At 70.8% G+C, this 21,549-nt stretch carries 22 protein-coding genes; 9 read left to right on the top strand and 13 right to left on the bottom strand.

The window, feature by feature from the left end:
* Positions 1-3: 3 nt before the first annotated feature.
* Together IG05_RS0110380 and IG05_RS0110375 are read right to left on the bottom strand one after the other, a co-directional pair.
* Entirely contained in the window at positions 4-975 is a 972-nt protein-coding gene (locus IG05_RS0110380; protein WP_030341290.1) for an aldose epimerase family protein, read from the bottom strand.
* 14 nt (positions 976-989) lie between these two features.
* The gene (locus IG05_RS0110375) at positions 990-1,874 is read right to left on the bottom strand and encodes an SGNH/GDSL hydrolase family protein (RefSeq protein ID WP_030341288.1); all 885 of its coding nucleotides are present in this window, start codon (positions 1,872-1,874) and stop codon (positions 990-992) included.
* Positions 1,875-2,129: 255 nt separating this feature from the next.
* Here IG05_RS0110375 and IG05_RS0110370 point away from each other — a divergent pair, with 255 nt between their 5' ends.
* Positions 2,130-2,624: a DUF3145 domain-containing protein gene (locus IG05_RS0110370; protein WP_030341287.1), complete on the top strand. Its 495-nt coding sequence runs from the start codon at positions 2,130-2,132 to the stop codon at positions 2,622-2,624.
* Between the two features lie 130 nt (positions 2,625-2,754).
* On the opposite strand, the gene fabF is transcribed toward IG05_RS0110370, so the two are convergent.
* The 5 genes from fabF to IG05_RS0110345 form a co-directional block, all read right to left on the bottom strand.
* The gene (gene fabF / locus IG05_RS0110365; protein ID WP_030341285.1) at positions 2,755-4,017 is read right to left on the bottom strand and encodes a beta-ketoacyl-ACP synthase II; all 1,263 of its coding nucleotides are present in this window, start codon (positions 4,015-4,017) and stop codon (positions 2,755-2,757) included.
* Between the two features lie 107 nt (positions 4,018-4,124).
* On the bottom strand, positions 4,125-4,373 hold the full coding sequence (locus tag IG05_RS0110360; RefSeq protein ID WP_030341284.1) for an acyl carrier protein: 249 nt from the start codon (positions 4,371-4,373) through the stop codon (positions 4,125-4,127).
* Between the two features lie 81 nt (positions 4,374-4,454).
* Positions 4,455-5,486 (bottom strand): ketoacyl-ACP synthase III, encoded by a 1,032-nt coding sequence (locus IG05_RS0110355; protein ID WP_030341281.1) that lies wholly within the window; start codon positions 5,484-5,486, stop codon positions 4,455-4,457.
* Positions 5,487-5,496: 10 nt separating this feature from the next.
* Entirely contained in the window at positions 5,497-6,423 is a 927-nt protein-coding gene (locus IG05_RS0110350) for an ACP S-malonyltransferase (RefSeq protein ID WP_030341280.1), read from the bottom strand.
* Between the two features lie 89 nt (positions 6,424-6,512).
* Complete coding sequence (locus tag IG05_RS0110345) at positions 6,513-7,718, bottom strand: PucR family transcriptional regulator (RefSeq protein ID WP_030341278.1); 1,206 nt, start codon at positions 7,716-7,718, stop codon at positions 6,513-6,515.
* Between the two features lie 74 nt (positions 7,719-7,792).
* Here IG05_RS0110345 and IG05_RS0110340 point away from each other — a divergent pair, with 74 nt between their 5' ends.
* On the top strand, positions 7,793-8,446 hold the full coding sequence (locus IG05_RS0110340; protein ID WP_030341277.1) for a pirin family protein: 654 nt from the start codon (positions 7,793-7,795) through the stop codon (positions 8,444-8,446).
* On the opposite strand, the gene IG05_RS0110335 is transcribed toward IG05_RS0110340, so the two are convergent.
* Complete coding sequence (locus tag IG05_RS0110335) at positions 8,443-9,264, bottom strand: serine hydrolase domain-containing protein (protein ID WP_030341275.1); 822 nt, start codon at positions 9,262-9,264, stop codon at positions 8,443-8,445. The two genes, IG05_RS0110340 and IG05_RS0110335, sit on opposite strands and share 4 nt — an antisense overlap.
* Positions 9,265-9,395: 131 nt before the next feature.
* On the opposite strand from IG05_RS0110335, the gene IG05_RS0110330 reads away from it, so the two are divergent.
* Entirely contained in the window at positions 9,396-9,851 is a 456-nt protein-coding gene (locus IG05_RS0110330) for a MerR family transcriptional regulator (RefSeq protein WP_030341274.1), read from the top strand.
* A 10-nt stretch (positions 9,852-9,861) separates the two neighbouring features.
* Here the strand turns inward: IG05_RS0110330 and IG05_RS0110325 are convergent, their stop codons facing one another.
* From IG05_RS0110325 to IG05_RS0110315, 3 genes are all read right to left on the bottom strand, one after another.
* Entirely contained in the window at positions 9,862-10,710 is an 849-nt protein-coding gene (locus IG05_RS0110325) for a DUF4429 domain-containing protein (protein ID WP_030341272.1), read from the bottom strand.
* 66 nt (positions 10,711-10,776) lie between these two features.
* Positions 10,777-11,994 carry an alpha/beta hydrolase gene (locus IG05_RS0110320; RefSeq protein WP_030341270.1) on the bottom strand — a complete coding sequence of 406 codons (1,218 nt, stop codon included), beginning with the start codon at positions 11,992-11,994 and terminating at the stop codon, positions 10,777-10,779.
* A 125-nt stretch (positions 11,995-12,119) separates the two neighbouring features.
* Positions 12,120-12,746 (bottom strand): TetR family transcriptional regulator, encoded by a 627-nt coding sequence (locus tag IG05_RS0110315; protein ID WP_030341269.1) that lies wholly within the window; start codon positions 12,744-12,746, stop codon positions 12,120-12,122.
* A 124-nt stretch (positions 12,747-12,870) separates the two neighbouring features.
* Here IG05_RS0110315 and IG05_RS0110310 point away from each other — a divergent pair, with 124 nt between their 5' ends.
* Entirely contained in the window at positions 12,871-14,463 is a 1,593-nt protein-coding gene (locus IG05_RS0110310; RefSeq protein ID WP_030341267.1) for an MFS transporter, read from the top strand.
* 215 nt (positions 14,464-14,678) lie between these two features.
* On the top strand, positions 14,679-14,984 hold the full coding sequence (locus IG05_RS0110305; protein WP_030341265.1) for a hypothetical protein: 306 nt from the start codon (positions 14,679-14,681) through the stop codon (positions 14,982-14,984).
* Here IG05_RS0110305 and IG05_RS0110300 read toward each other — a convergent pair.
* On the bottom strand, positions 14,938-15,795 hold the full coding sequence (locus IG05_RS0110300; protein ID WP_199808285.1) for a potassium channel family protein: 858 nt from the start codon (positions 15,793-15,795) through the stop codon (positions 14,938-14,940). The genes IG05_RS0110305 and IG05_RS0110300 overlap by 47 nt on opposite strands.
* Before the next feature lie 120 nt (positions 15,796-15,915).
* Positions 15,916-18,663: a pyruvate dehydrogenase (acetyl-transferring), homodimeric type gene (aceE, locus tag IG05_RS0110295; protein ID WP_030341263.1), complete on the bottom strand. Its 2,748-nt coding sequence runs from the start codon at positions 18,661-18,663 to the stop codon at positions 15,916-15,918.
* A 391-nt stretch (positions 18,664-19,054) separates the two neighbouring features.
* Between aceE and IG05_RS0110290 the strand changes: the two genes are divergently transcribed.
* From IG05_RS0110290 to IG05_RS0110275, 4 genes are all read left to right on the top strand, one after another.
* A complete protein-coding gene (locus IG05_RS0110290) occupies positions 19,055-19,492 on the top strand; it encodes a DUF3052 domain-containing protein (RefSeq protein WP_030341262.1) in 438 nt (145 codons plus the stop codon).
* Positions 19,493-19,621: 129 nt separating this feature from the next.
* Complete coding sequence (locus IG05_RS0110285; protein ID WP_030341261.1) at positions 19,622-20,080, top strand: peroxiredoxin; 459 nt, start codon at positions 19,622-19,624, stop codon at positions 20,078-20,080.
* A gap of 139 nt (positions 20,081-20,219) precedes the next feature.
* Positions 20,220-20,795 carry a calcium homeostasis/redox stress adaptation protein gene (locus IG05_RS0110280; RefSeq protein WP_030341260.1) on the top strand — a complete coding sequence of 192 codons (576 nt, stop codon included), beginning with the start codon at positions 20,220-20,222 and terminating at the stop codon, positions 20,793-20,795.
* Between the two features lie 106 nt (positions 20,796-20,901).
* On the top strand, positions 20,902-21,480 hold the full coding sequence (locus tag IG05_RS0110275; RefSeq protein ID WP_030341258.1) for a TerD family protein: 579 nt from the start codon (positions 20,902-20,904) through the stop codon (positions 21,478-21,480).
* Positions 21,481-21,549: the final 69 nt, after the last annotated feature.

Genomic DNA, 21,549 nt, shown 5'->3' with positions numbered 1-21,549 from the left:
CGGCTAGGCCGCCGAGACGGCGTACACCGTCTCGGACCGGAAGACCTCCCCGGGCCGCAGTACCGTGCCCGGGAAGTCGGGCCGGTTGGGGGAGTCCGGGAAGTGCTGCGTCTCCAGGGCGGTCCCCGCGCCCGGGAAGAACGGGCCGGACAGATGGTCGCCGGTGTACAGCTGGAGCCCCGGCTCGGTCGTCGCCACCGTGAGGGTTCGCCCGGACGCGGGGTCGCGCAGCTCGGCCACCTCCTCGGCCGCCGCTGTCGGCCCCTTGTCGAGCACGAAGTTGTGGTCGTAGCCGGAGCCGGTCTTGCGGGCCGTACGGAAGTCGAAGCGGGACCCCGTGACGTCCGCCGGCCCCCCGGCGGGGATCAGGTCCGCGTCCACCGGCGTGTACCGGGACGCGGCCAGCCGTAGCTCGTGGTCGCCGGTGTGGCCGGAGCCGCTCAGGTTCCAGTACGTGTGGTTCGTCAGGTTCACCACCGTCGGCGCGTCGGTGACCGCCTCGTACGCGATCCGCAGCGCACCCGACTCCCCGAGCGTGTAGGTCACCGTCACCGCCAGCCGGCCGGGGAAGCCCTCCTCGCCGTGCGGGCTCACCCGGCTCAGACGCAGCCCGTGCGCGACGGGCGTCACCTCCCACACCCGCTTGTCGAAACCGCGCTCGCCGCCGTGCAGCGAGTTCGGGCCCTCGTTCCGCGCCACCGCGTACGTCCGGCCGTCCAGCGTGAACCGGCCGCCCCCGATCCGGTTCGCGTACCGGCCGATCACGGCACCCAGGTACGGCTCCGGATGCGCCAGATAGCCGTCGAGATCAGGGAAACCCAGCACCACGTCCGTCGTCCGCCCGTCCCCGTCCGGGACCTCGACCGACTGCACGATCCCGCCGTACGACAGCACCCGCACCCGCACCCCGCCGCGCTCCAGCGTCCACCGGTGCACCGCCGTGCCGTCGGAAAGTGTGCCGAAAAGTTCGTTCATGTGCAGACCCTAGGTCACGGCCGCCTCGCCGTGATCCTGCGGTACGCGATCTCCGCGAGCCGCGCCTGGCCGTCCGTGCTGGGGTGGAACCAGTCCCACTGGCTGAGCTGGTCCGTGCCGAAGCGGTAGTCGTACACCGCGTTGTCGTCGAAGCGGCAGCGGCGGTCCTTCGCGCAGACCTCCTTCAACACCTTGTTGTACTCCACCACCCGCTGCTGCACCCCGTCCCGGCGCACCATCGCCGCACTGGTCAGATCGTCCGCGTCGGCCAGCATCGAGGGGCAGATGCCCAGCTTCCACACCTGCTTGCCCAGCATGTTCGTCCGCCCCTCGGACCAGAGCCGCTTCAGGTTCGGTACGCTCGCCACGTACACCTGCGTCTTCGGCAGCGACGAGCGCAGGGTCCCCATCGCCTCCTCGAAGTTCGCCCGGAAGTCGGCCACCGGGGTCATCGCCGACGCCGAGGACCGGCAGGCGTCGTTCGCGCCCACCATCACCGTCACCAGCTCCGGGCCGTGCGCGGCGGCCTGCTCCATCTGCTCCGGCAGATCGGCCATGCGGGCGCCGGTCACCGCGTAGTTCCAGCTGTGCTGCGCCGCCCGGGCCGCACCCAGCAGCCGCACCGCCAGGCTGTCCACCCGCGCGTCACCGCCCGTCGCCCACGACACCTCCGGGCAGTCCGACAACACCGTGCACGCGTCGAAGCCGCGCGTGATGGAGTCGCCCACCGCGGCGACGGAGTCGGGACTGCGGTCCCACACCGGGGGCCGGACCGCGCGCGCCGCGGAGCCTTTCGGGGCCGGTACGTGCCCGTCCCCGCCGGCACAGCCGGCGGCGCCCAGCACCACGGCCGCCACGACGGCGAGGCCGGCCCGCACACGGTGGGTTCGCTTCCGCATCCCTGCTGTTCCCCTCGCTCGACGGACGGCTCTTCCCTCCATGACAACGCGCGGGGGTTCCCGGTCCCGTCTCCGGGAACGGCGCACCCCCGTACAAGCGTCCCCCTGGGTGAATGGCGGCGGTTTCCTGGGACCGGGACCGACGGTACGTCACACTCCTTGCGCCGCCGCAGGGTAGCCTCGCCATCAACGCGGCCGTCGCGCCACAGCCGCCCAGCCAGTCCGCAAGATGTCCCGCTCTGCCCGGAGGTTCCGGTGACGACACGTGGAGTTCTGTACGTGCACTCCGCGCCGCGCGCGCTGTGCCCGCACGTCGAGTGGGCCGTCGCGGGGGTGCTCGGCACGCGCGTCAACCTCGACTGGATCCGGCAGCCCGCGGCCCCCGGCACCTGGCGCTCGGAGTTCTCCTGGCAGGGCGAGGCCGGCACCGCCTCCAAACTCGCCTCCGCGCTGCGCGGCTGGCACCTGCTGCGCTTCGAGGTGACCGCCGAGCCCTGCCCCACCGCCGAGGGCGAGCGCTACAGCTGCACCCCCGACCTGGGCATCTTCCATGCCGTCACCGGTATCCACGGGGACATCCTGATCCCCGAGGACCGCCTGCGCGCCGCGCTGACCCGCTCTCAGCGGGGCGAGACCGACCTGGAGGCGGAGATCGCCAAGCTCCTGGGCAAGCCCTGGGACGACGAGCTGGAACCGTTCCGCTATGCGGGCGAGGGCGCACCGGTGCGTTGGCTGCACCAGGTGGTGTAGCCGGCCTGGAGGGGCGCGGGGAACTGCGCCAGCAGCCACGACGGAGCCGCACCCGGCGGCGAACCGGCACCGGTCACGGCGAATGGCCCGGTCCCCACCAGGGGGACCGGGCCATTCGCCGTGGTGGAACTCAGATCGTCCGGAACGCCAGGACCACGTTGTGGCCGCCGAAGCCGAACGAGTCGTTCAGCGCGGCGATACGGCCCTCGGGCAGAGCCCGCGCCGCACCGACGACGACGTCCGCGTTGACCTCGGGGTCGAGGTTCTCCACGTTGATCGTCGGGGGCGCCGTACGGTTCACCAGCGCCAGGATCGACGCGACGGTCTCGATACCGCCGGCACCGCCCAGCAGGTGACCGGTCATCGACTTGGTCGCGGAGATCGCCATGTGGTCGACGTCGTCGCCGAACACCTTGCGCAGCGCCTTGATCTCGGCGACGTCACCCTGCGGCGTGGAGGTGGCGTGCGCGTTCACGTGCACGACCTCGGCCGGCTTCAGGTCGGTGTTGTCCAGCAGGTTCTGCAAGGCGTGCGCGATGCCGTTGCCGGACGGTTCGGGCTGCGTGATGTGGTGGGCGTCGGCGGAGATGCCCTGGCCGACCGCCTCCACGTAGATCCGGGCGCCGCGGGCCTTCGCGTGCTCCTCGGACTCCAGGACGATCACACCGGCGCCCTCGCCGAGCACGAAACCGTCCCGGCCGGCGTCGTAGGGACGCGAGGCGCCCTGCGGGTCGTCGTTGTTCTTGGACATCGCCATCATGTTGCCGAACGCGGCGATCGGCAGCGGGTGGATGGCGGCCTCGGTGCCACCGGCCACGACCACGTCCGCACGCCCGGTGCGGATCATCTCGATCGCGTACCCGATGGCCTCCGCGCCGGAGGCGCAGGCCGAGACCGGGGTGTGCACACCGGCGCGCGCACCCAGCTCGATCCCGACGTTGGCCGCCGGGGAGTTGGGCATCAGCATCGGCACGGTGTGCGGGGAGACGCGGCGTACGCCCTTCTCCCGCAGAACGTCGTACTGGTCCAGCAGGGTCGTCACGCCGCCGATGCCGGAGGCGATGACCGCACCGAGACGATCGGGGTTGACGGACGAGTCCTCACCGGCCTTGGCGGTGAAACCGGCGTCCTTCCAGGCCTCCTGAGCGGCGATCAGCGCGAACTGCGCGGACCGGTCCAGCTTGCGGGCCTGCGGGCGGGGGATGATCTCGCCCGGCTCGACGGCGATCTGCGCGGCGATACGGACCGGCAGCTGAGCCGCCCACTCCTGCTCCAGGGGGCCGACGCCGGACGTGCCGGCGAGCAGGGCCTCCCAGGTCGAGGCTGCGTCGCCACCCAGCGGTGTGGTTGCGCCGATACCGGTGACGACCACGGTGTGATTGGTCGGGCTCACGGGAATTCTTTCTCCAACGGATACGGGAGGACTACCCCCGCGTCAGCGGGGATTACGGCGCCACCGCCGGGTGGCGGGGCCTTGCAGCCTGCGGCCTAGGGGGTGGCTCAGGCCTGGTGCTTGAGGATGTAGTCGGTCGCGTCGCCGACGGTCTTGAGGTTCTTGACGTCCTCGTCCGGGATCTTCACGTCGAAGCGCTCCTCGGCGGCGACGACGACCTCGACCATGGACAGCGAGTCGACGTCCAGGTCGTCGGTGAAGGACTTGTCCAGCTGGACGTCCTCAACCGGGATGCCGGCGATCTCGTTCACGATTTCGGCGAGACCGGCGACGATCTCTTCCTGAGTGGCGGCCATGTCAGGCGCTCCTTCTTAGATATTCCAGACGGTTTGTGGCAGTTGTCCCCCTGCCGGACCGCTTGATCCGGCACGGAGTGCCTAGGGGAGGGTAACGACCGTGGCGGCGTAGACGAGACCCGCCCCGAATCCGATGACGAGCGCGGTGTCGCCGCTCTTCGCCTCCCCGGTCGCCAGGAGCCGCTCCATCGCGAGCGGGATCGAGGCGGCCGAGGTGTTGCCGGTGGTGCGGATGTCACGGGCGACCGTGACGTGCTCCGGCAGCTTCAGTGTCTTCACCATCGAGTCGATGATCCGCACATTGGCCTGGTGCGGGATGAAGACGTCCAGGTCGTCCGCGGTGATTCCGGCCGCGTCCAGCGCCTGCTGGGCGACCTTCGCCATCTCGAACACGGCCCAGCGGAACACCGCCTGGCCCTCCTGCGTGATCGCAGGGAACTTGATGTTGCCCTGGCTGTCCAGAGGCAGCTGGGAGACGTCGCCGAGGGCGAACCGGTCCCAGGTGACGGTCTGCTTGATGGTCTCGGACTTGTCGCCCTCGGAGCCCCACACCGTCGGGCCGATCGCCGGCTCGTTCGAGGGGCCGACCACGACCGCGCCGGCGCCGTCACCGAACAGGAACGCGGTCGCCCGGTCCTCCAGGTCGGTCAGGTCGCTCAGCCGCTCCACGCCGATCACCAGCACGTGGTCGGCGGAACCTTCCACCACCATGCCCTTGGCGAGCGTCAGGCCGTAGCCGAAGCCCGCGCAGCCGGCCGAGATGTCGAAGGCGGCTGCCTTGTCCGTGCCCAGCTTGTCGGCGATCTCGGTGGCGACGGCCGGGGTCTGGGTGAAGTGCGAGACGGTCGAGACGACCACCGCGCCGATCTGCTCGGCGTCGATGCCGGCGTCCGCGATCGCCTTCCCGGACGCCTCGATCGCCATCGCGGCCACGGTCTCCTCGGGACCGGCCCAGTGCCGGGTCTCGATGCCGGAACGCGAGCGGATCCACTCGTCGGAGGAGTCGATCTTCTCGAGGATCACCTCGTTGGGCACCACCCGGGTCGGCCGGTAGCCGCCGACGCCGAGGATGCGCGCATACGGGGCGCCCTTGCTGGGCTTGATCTTCGCCATGTACGGCTCCTTAGGCGCCGGTGTGCTCTGCGAGGAGAGCGCGGGCCGCGTCGAGGTCGTCGGGGGTCTTCAACGCCAGCGTCTTCACGCCGGGCAGCGCGCGCTTGGCCAGGCCGGTCAGCGTGCCGCCCGGGCACACCTCGACGAGCGCCGTGACGCCCAGCTCCTTGAACGTCTCCATGCACAGGTCCCAGCGCACCGGGTTGGCGACCTGGCCGACCAGCCGCTCCAGCACCTCGGCGCCGGACTCGACGGTCCGGCCGTCCCTGTTGGAGACGTACGGCACCTTCGGGTCGGCCGGTGACAGCTTCGCCGCGGCCTCGGCCAGGGTGTCCACCGCGGGCGCCATGTGGCTCGTGTGGAAGGCGCCGGCGACCTTCAGCGCGACGACCTTGCGGACGCCCTCGGGCTTGTCCTCGGCCAGCGCGGCCAGCTGCTCCAGCGTGCCGGCGGCGACGATCTGGCCCGCGCCGTTGATGTTCGCCGGGGTCAGGCCCAGCTTCTCCAGGTGCGGGAGGGTCACCTCGGGGTCGCCGCCGAGCAGCGCCGCCATGCCGGTCTCGGTGACCGCGGCGGCGTCGGCCATCGCCAGGCCCCGGGTGCGGACGAGACCGAGGGCGGCCGTGTCGTCCAGGACACCCGCGAAGGCGGCGGCGGTGATCTCACCCACGCTGTGACCCGCGACCCCGCCGGGAGCGATGGCGGAGATGTCACCGAGTGCCGCGGCGGACAGGATGCCGGCGGCCACGAGCAGCGGCTGGGCCACCGCGGTGTCCCGGATGGCGTCGGCATCGGCCTGGGTGCCGTAGTGGACGAGGTCCAGTCCGATGGCGTCCGACCAGGCGGCGACGCGGTCAGCGGCACCGGGCAGTTCGAGCCAGGGGGTCAGGAAGCCGGGCGTCTGAGCGCCCTGGCCGGGAGCGACGAGTACGAGCACTCTCACACTCTCTCTTGGGGACGGGCAAGGCCGCCCGTGAGGACAAGGACGAAGAACACGAAGGGCTTTTGTGGGCCTCCGACAAAACCCTATGTCTGGGGTTCACCATCGGCCAGACGCCCCAGGATGAGCGCGATCCGTAGTGTGAACGCGGATCGTACATCCGAGGGCGACCATCCGGTGACATCAGTCACACGTCGGAGCCGGTAGCGCACGGTGTTCGGGTGAACGAAGAGCATCCTCGCCGCGCCTTCCAGACTGCTCGCCTGCTCCAGGTAGACACTCAGGGTTTCCAGGAGAGCGGAGCCGGCCTCCTCCAGCGGTCTGTAGATCTCCTCCACCAGCTGCTCGCGGGCGCTCGGATCACCCGCGATCGCCCGCTCCGGCAGCAGATCGTCCGCGAGCACCGGCCGCGGCGCGTCCTGCCAGGCCGAACAGGCCTTCAGTCCCGCGGCGGCGGCCTGTGCGGACCGGGTGGCGGCGAGCAGGTCGGCCACCACCGGGCCCGCGACCACGGGACCGGCGGCGAACGGCCCGATCAGCGACTTCGCCACGGCGAGCGGGTTGGCGCTGCCGCCGGCGATGACGACCAGCCGGTCCCCGAGCACCCCCGTGAGCACCTGGAGCTTGGCGTGGCGCGCGGCCCGCCGGATCGCCTCGACCGTCAGCTCGCTGTCCCCGTCGGGCGCGGTCCCCAGCACCACGCACACGTGTTCGGGCGAGTTCCACCCCAGCGCGGCGGCCCGGCTGACCGCGCCCTCGTCCGCCTCGCCGCTCAGCACGGCGTTCACCACCAGCGACTCCAGGCGCGCGTCCCAGGCACCGCGTGCCTCGGCGGCCTGGGCGTACACCTGGGCGGTGGCGAAGGCGATCTCGCGGGCGTAGACCAGCAGCGCCTCGCGCAGCACGCCCTCGTCACCGGGGGCGGCCACCTCGTCGATGGCGCTCTCCATGACCTCGATCGTGGTCCGCACCATCTCCACGGTCTGCCGCAGCGTGATGGCCCGGGTCAGCTCGCGCGGGGCGGTCCCGAAGACGTCCGTGGAGATCGCCTGGGGGGCGTCCGGGCGCCGGAACCACTCGGTGAAGGCGGCGATGCCCGCCTGGGCGACGAGACCGATCCAGGAACGGTTCTCCGGAGGCATGGCCCGGTACCACGGCAGGGACTCGTCCATGCGCGCGATCGCCTGCGCGGCGAGTCGTCCCGAGGACTTCTCCAGCCGCCTCAGGGTCGCGGAGTGCGGGTGGACGGCGTGGGCTGCGGGGTCACCGTGGTGGGATTCGGGTTCGGGCACGGGGACAAGACTGCCTTATCGGGCCGGACCCGTGCGCCGCCGGGTCAGGGGTGAGGTCTACCGTGGGCCGGGTGATGGATGTTCGGCGCGCCGCTGAGCGCTACCGCGGAGGGGATCCGCAGGCCGGGATCGAGACCCGGCACGCCTTCTCCTTCGGCCCGCACTACGAACCGGACAATCTCCGCTTCGGCGCGGTGATCGCCTGCAACGAGGAGCGGCTCGCCCCCGGCGCCGGCTTCGGCGAACACCCGCACAGCCACACCGAGATCGTCACCTGGGTGGTCGAGGGCGAGCTGACCCACCGCGACTCCACGGGCCACGAGACCCGGGTCCGCCCCGGGGACGTCCAGCACCTGAGCGCGGCGGCGGGCGTACGGCACGTGGAACACAACGACGGGGACGTGCCGCTGACCTTCGTGCAGATGTGGCTGACGCCACGCGAGTCCGGCGGCGACCCCTCGTACGACCTCGTCCCGGGCATCGCCGACGCCACGCCGTACGCGGTGCCGGCGGCCGGCGCGATGCTCCACGTACGGCGCCTGGAGCCCGGTGAGCGGACGGCGGTCCCCGACGCGGCGTACGTGTACGTGCACGTCGTGCGGGGCGAGGTCCGGCTGGCCGGGGAGGAGCTGCGCCCCGGGGACGCGGCGCGGATCACCGGGGCGCGGTCCCTGGAGGCGGTGGCGACGGCGCCGGCGGAGCTGCTGCTGTGGGAGATGGCGCCCTAGCCGCGCAGTTCCGCGAGCACCGCGTCCGTGAGGACCGGCCACGCCTCGACCGCCCAGGGCCCGAACGCCCGGTCCGTCAGGGCGGCGGCCGCCACCCCGGCCTCGGGGTCGATCCAGAGGAACGTACCGGACTGCCCGAAATGCCCGAACGTGCGGGGCGAGGACGAACTCCCCGTCCAGTGCGGGGCCTTCCCGTCGCGGATCTCGAAGCCCAGCCCCCAGTCGTTCGGGTTCTGGTGCCCGTACCCCGGCAGCACCCCCTTCGTCCCCGGGTACTGCACCGTCATCGCCGCCGCCACCGTCCGCGCGTCCAGCAGCCTCGGCGCCTGCACCTCGGCCGCGAACCGCAGCAGGTCCTGCACCGTCGACACCCCGTCCTTCGCCGGCGACCCCTCCAGCGACGTGGACGCCATGCCCAGCGGCTCCAGCACCGCCTGCCGCAGGTACTCCGCGAACGGGATGTCCGTCGCCTTGGCGATGTGGTCCCCGAGCTGCTCGAACCCGGCGTTCGAGTACAGTCGCCGCTCGCCGGGCGCGGCCGTCACCCGGTGCTCGTCGAAGGCCAGCCCGGAGGTGTGCGCGAGCAGGTGCCGCACCGTCGACCCGGGCGGGCCGGCCGGCTCGTCCAGCTCGACCGCCCCCTCCTCGTACGCGACGAGCGCCGCGTAGGCCGACAGCGGCTTGGTGACGGAGGCCAGCGGGAAGCGGTGCCCGACGGGACCGTGCGTCCCGAGGACGGTCCCGTCGGCTCGTACGACACCCGCCGCGGCGGTGGGGACGGGCCAGTTCTCGATCAGCGCCAGGCTCTGCAACGACATGCGTCCGAGCCTATGCGGCTCACGACAGCGGCTGCACGGGGGATCCGGACCCGCCGGTGCCGGTCCGGTCGTGCCGATTTCTTGCCGGAGCGGCTTGCTTGGAGTGCACTCCAAGGTCATAGCGTGGGGCCATGACGGTGATGCAGACCCCGCCGACGGCCACCGAGCACGCCACGCCCACCAACATCTGCTCCGCCCCACCCCGGCGCCATCCCCGCCCCGACGGCCAGGACCGCTACACGATCAGCGAGGTCGTCGCGTTCACCGGCCTGACCGCGCACACGCTGCGCTGGTACGAGCGCATCGGGCTGATGCCGCACGTCGACCGCTCGCACACCGGCCAGCGCCGCTACAGCAACCGCGACCTGGACTGGCTGGACTTCGTGACCAAGCTCCGGCTGACCGGCATGCCGGTCGCCGACATGGTCCGGTACGCGGAACTGGTCCGGGAGGGCGACCACACCTTCGCGGAGCGCCGGCAGCTGCTGGAGTCGACCCGCAGGGACGTGCTGTCCCGGATCGCGGAGCTCCACGACACCCTCGGCGTCCTGGACCGGAAGATCAGCTTCTACGCGCGCGAACGGTAGCGGGCGGCAGCTACAGCTCGGCCAGCAGCTCGGCCTTCTTCGACGCGAACTCCTCGTCGGTGACCAGGCCCGCCTGGTGCAGCTCCCCGAGGTGCCGGATCCGCTCGGCGATGTCCGCGGGGTCGCGCCGGGACACGGCCGGTGCCACCGGCACCGGCCCGCGCGTGCGCACGGCCGCCAGGACCGCGGCGGCGAACGGCAGCGACTCGTGCACCGGCCCGTACCCCAGGCCGAAGACCACCGACGCCGGGTCCTGGTCCGGCTGCGCGCTCCGCGCCGAGCCCTGATCGCGGGGCACCAGCCGCAGGTGCCCTTCGAAGATCTCCGGCGACCGCCACTCCACCCCGCTCAGCTCGGCCACCGGGAAGCTCTGGTCGCCGGCCTTCCACTTCGCCGAGGACGCCCCGGTCCAGGACCAGCGGAACTGCACGGCCGTCCCGTCGAAGGACGCCTTCCCGTCGTACGCCTTGAAGTGCAGCGGCGCCTCGGGCGCCGCCACCAGGTGCCGCTCGGCGGGCCCGGACTCGGTCAGCAGCCCCTTCAGCTCGTCCGCGTAGTACTCGGCGAGGGTCTCCCGCTCGGCCGGCAGCACCAGCCGGTAGGGGTCGGCGCCCTCCTTGAGCTGGCCGTCGGCGGCCTCCATCAGCGGATCGGCGCCGGGACGCGGCTCCAGCCGCAGGACGACCGTGCCGCGCTTGCCCGGGGCGAGCGTCACCCCCTGGACCGCCCGCAGCGGAATCCGGCGCTCACCGAGCGCCTGGAACAGCTTCGGTGTTCGAATCCCCCGTTCGTAACGGATGAGCACGGAGTCGGACTCGAACCCCCAGACGGCATGAAAACCCGCCAGTACGTCACCCATGCGGCTCATCGTATGCGGCACGTGCTCCTCCGTCGCCACCCGCGCAGACCGCACTTCCTGCTGTTTCTACGCGCGTCCGGCCGTCATCGCGCCGGACAGACCGGACCGGCACGCATCGTTCTCCCGCGCGCACGTCACCGCGTCGTACGCGCCCACGCCGATGTCGGCGAGGTTGCGCAGGCTGTCCGTGCCGGGCTGGAAGTAACCGCTGTGACCCTGGGCGTCCCGGGCCGACAGCACCCGCGCCCCGAACGCCGAGGACACCGGGTCGGCGCCGTGGCCCAGGCCGCCCAGCTCCAGGTACGGGACGTCCTGCACCCAGTCGCTGGCGTCCCGCATGGCCCACACCCGGGCCGAGGTGCCCAGGTGGGAGGCCTGGGTGACGCGCATGCCGGGGCTCGCGGCCACGGCTATGTCGGCGACCCGGCGGGGCATGCCGTGTGCGGCGACCCCGCAGACCACCGAGCCGTAGCTGTGGCAGAACATCGACACCGGGGCCCGACCGGGCAGCGCGCGCAGCAGCGCGTTCAGCCGTACGGCACCCTCCTTGGCGCGCAGCCCGGTGGCCGCGTCCACCCCGAGCCCGTCGGGGGAGGTGTAGTCGGCCCAGGCGATCACCGCCGTGCGGGTCGGGGGGCCGGCGTCGCGCTCGGCCGCGTACAGGGCCTCGGCCATGCCGACCGGGGCGCTGTACTTGCGGTACGTCCGCTGGAAGGTGAGCAGATCGGTGTCGACGCCGGGGACGACGACCGAGATCCGCTCGGCCCGGTCGAGGTCGCCGAACACCTCGGCGACCCGGCCCGAGCCCTCGGGGTCGAAGGCCAGGATGTGCCGCTCCGGGTCCTGCAGGGACGCGTAGCGCTCCATCCGGCGGGCCGCGTCCTGCTGGCCCGCCGAGCTGAGCCGGCTGTCGTGCACACGCTTGTGCTCGGCCTTGCGGGCCTGGCCCAGCGCGATGCGGTTGGCCCGGTAGCGCAGGGCGACGGGAGCGCCGTTCATGTTGCCGACCGCGAGCGGGTAGCGGTGGGCGAGGCGGTCGCGCTCGTGCGGGGTGAGCGAACCGAAGAAGCGGGCGAGGCGGGCCGGGGCGGCCTCGGGGTCGGGCAGGTGGAGGCCGTGGATGCTGCCGTGCTCCCACTCGGCGAGCGAGGCCTGCAGCGCTGTCGACTCCCGGTGACTGCGCAGGGCGGTCCAGCCGGTGGTCGCGAGCATCACGAACACGACGGCCAGCGCCAGCAGTGCGCGCCAGACGTTCAATTGCGGGGAGGTGTCGAAGGAAGTCACTGGGAGGACACACTAGGAGAACGAGAGGGTCTCGCGGTAACCGAGTGACAGGGATCACGTTTCGTCGGTTACCGAACACCGTGACGGCGGGCCGCCGTTGATCTCCCCGCGATCCGGCGGCGGTCTCAGGCGGAGCGCCAGTGCCCGGTGAGCGCCGAACCCACCTGGTCCAGGTACGACGCGGTGAGGGTGCGGATGGAGTCCAGGCCGAAGTCCTCGCTGGTGCTCCACTGCCGCTCGCTGACCCGGATCACCCCGCCGAAGACGGCCACCGCCAGCCGGGGCCGCGGGTCGGCGTCGACATCGACGCCCTCCCGCTCGGCCAGCACCCGCGCGAGGGTCTCCTCCGTCGCCGCCGACCGGCGCAGATGCGCGGCGAGCAGCGCGGGCGTGGACTCGATCGTGCGGTACATGCGCAGGTACAGCTCGACCGGCACGACCGACTCGACGGTCTCCCGGATCGTCTCCCAGCCCTCCAGGAACGCCTGCCGCAGCGCCTTCATCGGCGCCTCGTGCGGCGGGCGCGCGCGTACGGCCGCCACGAAGGACGCCTCCGTCATCTTCTGCACCGCGAAGGCCACGTCCTCCTTGCCCGCGAAGTATCGGAAGAAGGTGCGCTGCGAGACGTCGACGGCCTCGGCGATCTCGTCGACGGTGGTCTGCTCGTACCCCTGGCTGGTGAACAGTTCGAGAGCGGCCCTCAGCAGCGATTCCCGCGTATGCCGCTTCTTGCGCTCCCGCAGCGTCTCCATGGCCTCTCTCCCCTTGTACACGTCCGTCCGGCCCGGCCTCTGAAGACTATGCGCCGATGTCGTGTCAGTAACCGACGAGTGAATTGGTTTGTCAACTGTCAGCCGCTGTCACTAACCTGAGTTCATGACTAGTCAGACCACCGTCGACGCACCCCCGTCGGGGCCGCAGCCGGCCGCCGGCCTGCGCGGCCATCCGTGGCTCACCCTCATCACCGTCGCCGTCGGGGTCATGATGGTGGCCCTCGACGGCACCATCGTGGCCATCGCCAACCCGGCCATCCGCGACGACCTGAACGCGTCCTTCGCCGACGTGCAATGGGTCTCCAACGCCTACTTCCTCGCTCTCGCGGTCACCCTGATCACCGCGGGCAAGCTCGGTGACCGCTTCGGCCACCGGCAGACCTTCCTCATCGGCGTGACCGGCTTCGCCGCCGCCTCCGGCGCCATCGGGCTGTCCGGCAGCATCACGGCGGTCATCGTCTTCCGGGTCTTCCAGGGCCTGTTCGGCGCGCTGCTGATGCCGGCCGCGCTCGGCGTGCTGCGGGCCACCTTCCCGGCCGAGAAGCTGAACATGGCCATCGGCGTGTGGGGCATGGTGATCGGCGCGTCCACCGCGGGCGGCCCGATCCTCGGCGGTGTCCTCGTCGAACACGTCAACTGGCAGTCGGTGTTCTTCATCAACGTGCCGGTCGGTGTCCTCGCGCTGCTCCTCGGCACGCTGATCCTGCTCGACCACCGCGCCGAGAACGCCCCGCGCTCCTTCGACCTGCCCGGCATCGCCCTGCTGTCCGGCGCGATGTTCTGCCTGGTCTGGGCGCTCATCAAGGCCCCGGCCTGGGGCTGGGGCGACGGCAGGACGTGGCTGTTCATCGCCGGGTCCGCGGTCCTCTTCGCCCTCTTCTCCTTCTGGGAGACGAAGGTCGCCGAACCCCTGATCCCGCTGGGCCTGTTCCGCTCGGTGGCGCTGTCGGCGGGTGTGGTCCTGATGGTCCTGATGGCCATCGCCTTCATGGGCGGCCTGTTCTTCGTGACGTTCTACCTGCAGAACGTCCACGGGATGAGCCCCGTCAAGGCCGGCGCGCACCTGCTGCCGCTCACCGGCATGATGATCATCGGCTCGCCGCTCGCCGGCTCCGCGATCACCCAGCTCGGCCCGCGCATCCCGCTGGCCTTCGGCATGGCCGTGACCGCGGTCGCGCTGTACGGCATGTCGACGCTGGAGAGCGACACCGGCAGCGGTGTCATGTCCCTCTGGTTCGCCCTGCTCGGCCTCGGCCTCGCGCCGGTCATGGTCGGCGCCACCGAGGTCATCGTCGGCAACGCCCCCCTGGAGCTGTCCGGTGTGGCGGGCGGCCTCCAGCAGGCGGCCATGCAGATCGGCAGCAGCCTCGGTACGGCGGTGCTCGGTGCCGTGATGGCCTCCAAGGTCGACAGCGAACTGCCGGGCAACTGGGCCGGCGCGGGGCTGCCGAAGCTGACCCCCGACCAGCTGGACAAGGCCTCCGAGGCGGTCCAGGTCGGCGTGGCCCCGGTGGCGAAGGGCATGCCGGAGCCGGTCGCCGCGAAGATCACGGCGGTCGCCCACGACACCTTCCTCTCCGGCATGAGCCTGGCGTCCCTGGTCGCGGCCGGGGTGGCGGTGGCCGCCATCTTCGTCGCGCTGCTCACCAAGCGGGGCGCGAACGCGGAGGCGGGCGCGGGCGTCGGCCACATCTGAGCGGAGTTCCCCTATCAGGGTGACCCCGCTAAAGATCCCTCGCCCTCGGCAGCCGCCACACGTCACAGTGGGTCAAGTCCTCCGCAGGGCATGGGGGGACGGACGGGCCGGGGCGCGCGCTGCCGGAGGGGGGCGGCGCGCGCAGGTCTGTCCCGGCGGAACCGGGGTACCCGCAGTCCGAAGCCGAACTGTCCGTACACCTCAGGGAGTTGATGATGGCAGGCTTCGGGCACGGAACGCGCGGGTACCCCCGGTCACGTGGCCGGACGTGGCAACGGACGGGGCCGGACCGTGCGACGCTCGGAATCATCGGCACGATCTGCGCGGTGGCCGGCTTCTTCGCGCTGGGCATCGTGCTGGGCCCGGTGGCGATGTTCTGCGGCTGGCAGGCGATGGGCCGCACGTGGTCGAACGACCGCAACGTGCCTGCCCTGGTGGCCCTGATCCTGGGCGCGATCGACACGCTGCTGGCCATCATCGCCCTGGCGGGCGCGGCGGCCTGGGGCCACGGTCCGCTGTAGCCGGCAGCCCCTCCGCGCCGAGCGGAGGGTGCGCCCGCGGCTGGGGCTGCGCGGTCACCGATCGCGCGGCTCCCCGCCCCTGGCCGGGGTGCTCGGCCAGCCGGGCCACCTCCGCCCGGAGCAGCCGTACCTCCTCGGTCAGCGCGGCGATCGCCTCCGTCTGGCGCCGCTCCTCCACGTCGTCCTTCTCGAAGCGGGAGATGAACCAGGCGGCGATGTTCGCGGTGACCACACCGAGCAGCGCGATCCCGGACAGCATCAGCCCGACCGCGATCATCCGCCCGAGCCCGGTGGTCGGCGCGTGATCGCCGTACCCCACGGTCGTCATCGTCGTGAACGACCACCACACCGCGTCACCCAGCGTCCGGATGTTCCCGTGCGGTGACTCCCGCTCCACGGACAGCACCGCCAGCGACCCGAACATCAGCAGACCGATCACGGCCCCGACGACGTACGTGGTCAGCCGGATCTGCGGCGCCATCCGCGCCCGCCGGCCCACCAGCAGCAGCGTGGACACCAGCCGCAGCAGCCGCAGCGGTTGCAGCAGCGGCAGGACCACCGCGCACAGATCCGGCCAGTGCCGGCGTACGAAGTCCTTCCGGTGCGGGGTGAGGGCCAGCCGTACCAGGTAGTCGAGCGCGAACGCCCCCCACACCACCCACTCCACCAGCGTGCACAGGGCCGTCAGGGAGCGGCCGGCGGAGTCTTCCACGATCGGCACGGCATACGCGACGGCGAACGCCACCGCGAGTCCCAACAACGGCCGCTGCGAATACCGCTCCCACCGCACCTGCGCCGATCCGTGCTCCATGGACGCAATGGTAAAGAAACCTTAAGGACAGCGCCCCGCAAGGGGCGCGGGGAACTGCGCGATCAACCCCCCCGACCCGCAGATCCCCACGACCCTTTTCGGCCGCAGCCCAGCGCGGCGTTACGCGTCGCCGCCCGCCGCCCCCGGATCCGCCGCCGACACGTCCAGCAGCCGGTACCGGTCGATGGCCTGCTTCAGCGCCGACCGGTCGACCTTGCCCTCGCGGGCCAGTTCGGTCAGCACCGCGACGACGATCGACTCGGCGTCGATGTGGAAGAAGCGGCGCGCGGCGCCCCGGGTGTCGGCGAAGCCGAAGCCGTCGGCGCCGAGCGACTGGTACGTGCCGGGCACCCAGCGCGCGATCTGGTCCGGAACCGATCGCATCCAGTCGGAGACGGCCACGAACGGACCCTCGGCGCCGCTCAGCTTCCGCGTCACGTACGGCACCCGCTGCTCCTCCTCGGGGTGCAGCAGGTTGTGCTCCTCGCACTCCACGGCCTCGCGGCGCAGCTCGTTCCAGGAGGTCGCGGACCACACGTCCGCCTTGACGTTCCACTCCTCGGCGAGGATCCGCTGGGCCTCCAGGGCCCACGGGACCGCCACGCCCGACGCCATGATCTGCGCCGGGATCGAGCCGCCCGTGCCCTCGCTCAGCTTGTGGACGCCCTTGACGATGCCCTCGGCGTCCACGTTCGCCGGCTCGGCCGGGTGCTGGATGGGCTCGTTGTAGACGGTCAGGTAGTAGAAGACGTCCTCGCCGTGCGGGTGCTCGGGCGAGCTGCCGTACATCCGGCGCAGACCGTCCTGCACGATGTGCGCGATCTCGTAGGCGTACGCCGGGTCGTAGGCGACGCACGCCGGGTTGGTGGAGGCGAGCAGCTGGGAGTGGCCGTCCGCGTGCTGAAGGCCCTCGCCGGTCAGGGTCGTACGCCCCGCGGTCGCACCCAGGACGAATCCGCGCGCCAGCTGGTCGGCCATCTGCCAGAACTGGTCGCCGGTGCGCTGGAAACCGAACATCGAGTAGAAGACGTACACCGGGATCAGCGGCTCGCCGTGCGTGGCGTACGCCGAGCCCGCGGCGATCAGCGAGGCCGTGCAGCCCGCCTCGGAGATGCCGTCGTGCAGCATCTGGCCGGTCGGCGACTCCTTGTAGGCCAGCAGCAGCTCACGGTCGACCGACTCGTACTGCTGGCCGAGCGGGTTGTAGATCTTCGCACTCGGGAAGAAGGAGTCCATGCCGAACGTGCGGTACTCGTCCGGCGCGATCAGCACGAACCGCTTGCCGATCTCCTTGTCCCGCATGAGGTCCTTGAGGAGGCGCACAAAGGCCATGGTCGTCGCGATGGACTGCTGGCCCGTGCCCTTCTTCACGGTCGCGTACGTCTTGTCGTCCGGCAGGGCGAGCGGCTGGGAGCGGACCACGCGCGTGGGCACGTAACCGCCGAGGCCCTTGCGGCGGTCGTGCATGTACTGGATCTCCTCCGAGCCGCGGCCCGGGTGGTAGTACGGCGGCGCGCCGGACTCCAGCTCCTTGTCGGAGATCGGCAGGTGCAGCCGGTCGCGGAAGCGCTTGAGGTCGTCGACCGTCAGCTTCTTCATCTGGTGCGTGGCGTTGCGGCCCTCGAAGTTCGGGCCCAGCGTCCAGCCCTTGATCGTCTTGGCCAGGATGACCGTCGGCTGGCCCTTGTGCTCCTTGGCCGCCTTGAAGGCCGCGTAGATCTTGCGGTGGTCGTGGCCGCCGCGGCCCAGGTGCAGGATCTGGTCGTCGGTCATGTTCTCGACCATGGCGCGCAGCCGGTGGTCGTCACCGAAGAAGTGCTCCCGGATGTAGGCGCCGGTCTCGGTGGCGTACGTCTGGAACTGCCCGTCCGGCGTGATGTTCATCTTGTTGACCAGGATGCCGTCCCGGTCCTGCGCGAGCAGCGGGTCCCAGGTGCGGTCCCAGATCAGCTTGATCACGTTCCAGCCGGCACCCCGGAAGATCGACTCCAGCTCCTGGATGATCTTGCCGTTGCCGCGCACCGGCCCGTCGAGGCGCTGGAGGTTGCAGTTGACCACGAAGGTCAGGTTGTCCAGGCCCTCCCGGGCCGCGATGGACAGCTGGCCGAGCGACTCCGGCTCGTCCATCTCGCCGTCGCCCAGGAACGCCCACACGTGGGACTTGGAGGTGTCCGCGATCCCGCGCGCCTCCATGTAACGGTTCATCCGCGCCTGGTAGATCGCGCCCAGCGGGCCGAGGCCCATGGAGACCGTCGGGAACTCCCAGAAGTCCGGCATCGAGCGCGGGTGCGGGTAGCTGGACAGGCCGTCCGGGTACTTCGACTTCTCCTGGCGGAAGCCGTCCAGCTGCTGTTCGGTGAGCCGGTCGAGCAGGTACGCGCGCGCGTAGATGCCGGGGGAGGCGTGGCCCTGGAAGAAGACCTGGTCGCCGCCGTCACCCTCGTCCTTGCCCCGGAAGAAGTGGTTGAAGCCGACGTCGTAGAGTGAGGCGGAGGAGGCGAAGGTGGCGATGTGGCCGCCGACGCCGATGCCCGGGCGCTGCGCGCGCGAGACCATCACGGCCGCGTTCCAGCGGGTCGCGTTCAGGATCCTGCGCTCGATCTCCTCGTTGCCCGGGAAGAACGGCTCGCTCTTGGTGGGGATCGTGTTGACGTAGTCCGTGCTGCGCATCTCGGGCACGGCCACGCGCTTCTCGCGGGCCCGCTCGATGAGGCGCAGCATGAGGTAGCGGGCCCGCTCCCGCCCGCGCTCGTCGACGGCGGCGTCCAGGGAGTCGAGCCACTCCTGGGTTTCCTCGGGATCGAAGTCAGGAACCTGACTCGGAAGGCCGCCAATGATGATCGGGTTGCGATCGGATCCGGGAGCCACGCTGTTCCTTACCTGTCAGAGGGCCAGTTTCTGCCTGCTACACCGTTCCCCATCGTGTACCTCGGGAAGGCGTACGTCATCCGCACGGTCGTCCGCATCGGTCAAAACGCAACGATACGCCCGGGGTGTGACGTGCTTGGCAAAGTTGTTCGAGCGACGTAACACCGGATGATTCCGAACGGCACAATCCGGGCACATCGGTGTGATGTGGGTTCCGCGGAAACGGGATACGGTGCCAGAAGTTGCGGCGACACGGCCGGGATCGTCACCGTTTCGACGGTCCCGACGGCCGGGTACTTGCGCGATCCGCCCCGCCCGTGTGGACTACGGCCAATGCTTCGCGCACGCGCGTGGCTGAGATACTCACCAAGAAATGATCAGGAGGCACCCCGTGAGCGCGACCGCGGACCACGCGGAGGAGCGGACGAACCCTGCCGGCAGGCTGGGGTTCCAGCCCGGGCAGGTGGTCCAGGAGATCGGCTACGACGACGACGTCGATCAGGAGCTCCGCGAGGCCATCGAGGAAACCATCGCAGGCGACCTCATGGACGAGGACTACGACGACGTGGCCGACGCCGTCGTGCTGTGGTTCCGTGACGATGACGGCGACCTGACGGATGCGCTGGTGGATGCCACCACGTACATCGAAGAGGGCGGTGCCATCCTGCTCCTCACGCCGAAGACCGGCCGTTCGGGGTACGTGGAGCCGAGCGACATCCAGGACGCCGCCACGACGGCCGGCCTGACCGCCTCCAAGAGCGTCAGCGTCGGCAAGGACTGGAGCGGCAGCCGGCTGGCGACGCCCAAGGCGGCCAAGTCCAGGAAATGACCGTCCTCGTCCACCGGACGGGCCGAGCACGCTCGGCCCGTCCGTGAGACCCCGGTGCCCGCTGCGTAGGGTGGACCCGAGCGTCCGTACGCTCCCCACCCGAACAGCCCACCGAAGGGATGCACGACGATGGCGATCCAGGTCGGCGACAAGGCGCCGGACTTCGAGCTGAAGGACAACCACGGCCGGACCGTGAGGCTCTCCGACTTCCGCGGCGAGAAGAACGTGGTCCTGCTCTTCTACCCCTTCGCCTTCACCGGCGTCTGCACCGGCGAGCTGTGCGAGCTGCGCGACAACCTGCCGAAGTTCGCCGACCGCGACACCCAGCTGCTCGCCGTCTCCAACGACTCCATCCACACCCTGCGCGTCTTCGGCGAGCAGGAGGGTCTGGAATACCCCTTGCTGAGCGACTTCTGGCCGCACGGCAACGTCTCGCGCGCGTACGGCGTCTTCGACGAGGACAAGGGCTGCGCCGTCCGGGGCACCTTCATCATCGACAAGGAGGGCGTCGTGCGGTGGACCGTGGTCAACGGCCTGCCGGACGCCCGCGACCTGAACGACTACGTGAAGGCGCTCGACACCCTGTGAGCCGGCCCGCGGGCCGACACCTGTGAATCTTCGGCTCCAGGGTCTGCGGAGGGCGGGAACCCGTCACTAGGATCGGCACGTTGATCCCATATCCGAAGCACGACGGGGCTCCCCGCCCCCGAACCCACATGGAGGACCCGTGGGAGTCAGCCTCAGCAAGGGCGGCAACGTATCGCTGACGAAGGAGGCCCCGGGCCTGACCGCCGTCATCGTCGGCCTGGGGTGGGACGTGCGCACGACGACCGGCACGGACTTCGACCTCGACGCGAGCGCGCTGCTGCTGAACAACTCCGGCAAGGTCGCGAGCGACCAGCACTTCGTCTTCTTCAACAACCTCAAGAGCCCCGACGGCTCGGTCGAGCACACCGGCGACAACATCACCGGTGAGGGCGAGGGCGACGACGAGCAGATCAAGATCGACCTGGCCGGCGTCCCGGCCGACATCGAGAAGATCGTGTTCCCGGTGTCGATCTACGACGCCGAGAACCGCCAGCAGTCCTTCGGCCAGGTCCGCAACGCCTTCATCCGCGTCGTGAACCAGGCCGGCGGCCAGGAGATCGCTCGCTACGACCTGAGCGAGGACGCCTCCACCGAGACGGCCATGGTCTTCGGCGAGCTGTACCGGCACGGCGCGGAGTGGAAGTTCCGGGCCATCGGCCAGGGCTACGCCTCCGGCCTGCGGGGCATCGCGCAGGACTTCGGCGTCAACGTCTGATCCCGGCGGAGTCACGACACCTGCACCATCCGGCGCCGCACCGTTTACGGGCGGCGCCGGACGCGCAGGACAATCAGGCAAGCACCACCAGGGGAGGACCAGCATCATGGGCGTCACGCTCGCCAAGGGAGGCAATGTCTCCCTCTCCAAGGCCGCACCGAACCTCACCAACGTCCTGATCGGGCTCGGCTGGGACGCCCGGTCCACCACCGGCGCCCCCTTCGACCTGGACGCCAGCGCCCTGTTGTGCGGCGCCGGGAACCGGGTGCTGGGCGACGAGTGGTTCGTGTTCTACAACCAGCTCACGAGCCCCGACGGCTCCGTGGAGCACACCGGTGACAACCTCACCGGTGAGGGCGAGGGAGACGACGAGTCGATCCTGGTCGACCTCGCCAAGGTGCCCCCGCAGTGCGAGAAGATCATCTTCCCGGTGTCCATCCATATGGCGGACGAGCGCGGCCAGACCTTCGGCCAGGTGTCCAACGCCTTCATCCGTGTGGTCAACCAGGCCGACGGCCAGGAACTGGCGCGCTACGACCTGAGCGAGGACGCCTCCACCGAGACCGCGATGATCTTCGGGGAGCTCTACCGGTACCAGGGCGAGTGGAAGTTCCGTGCCGTGGGTCAGGGGTACGCGTCGGGTCTCCGGGGCATCGCTCTAGACTTCGGAGTCAACGTTTCGTAAAACTCGGTACGACTCCGGGGAGATCCTCCCCCAGACCTCGTCTGGGAGGTGCCCCCAACACACGATGGG

This window comes from Streptomyces sp. NRRL S-1022 (assembly GCF_000720135.1).
In the GTDB taxonomy this organism is placed as follows: Bacteria; Actinomycetota; Actinomycetes; order Streptomycetales; family Streptomycetaceae; genus Streptomyces.
The sequence above is the reverse complement of the archived record's forward strand: the minus strand, read 5'-3'. Positions and strand labels throughout refer to the sequence as shown.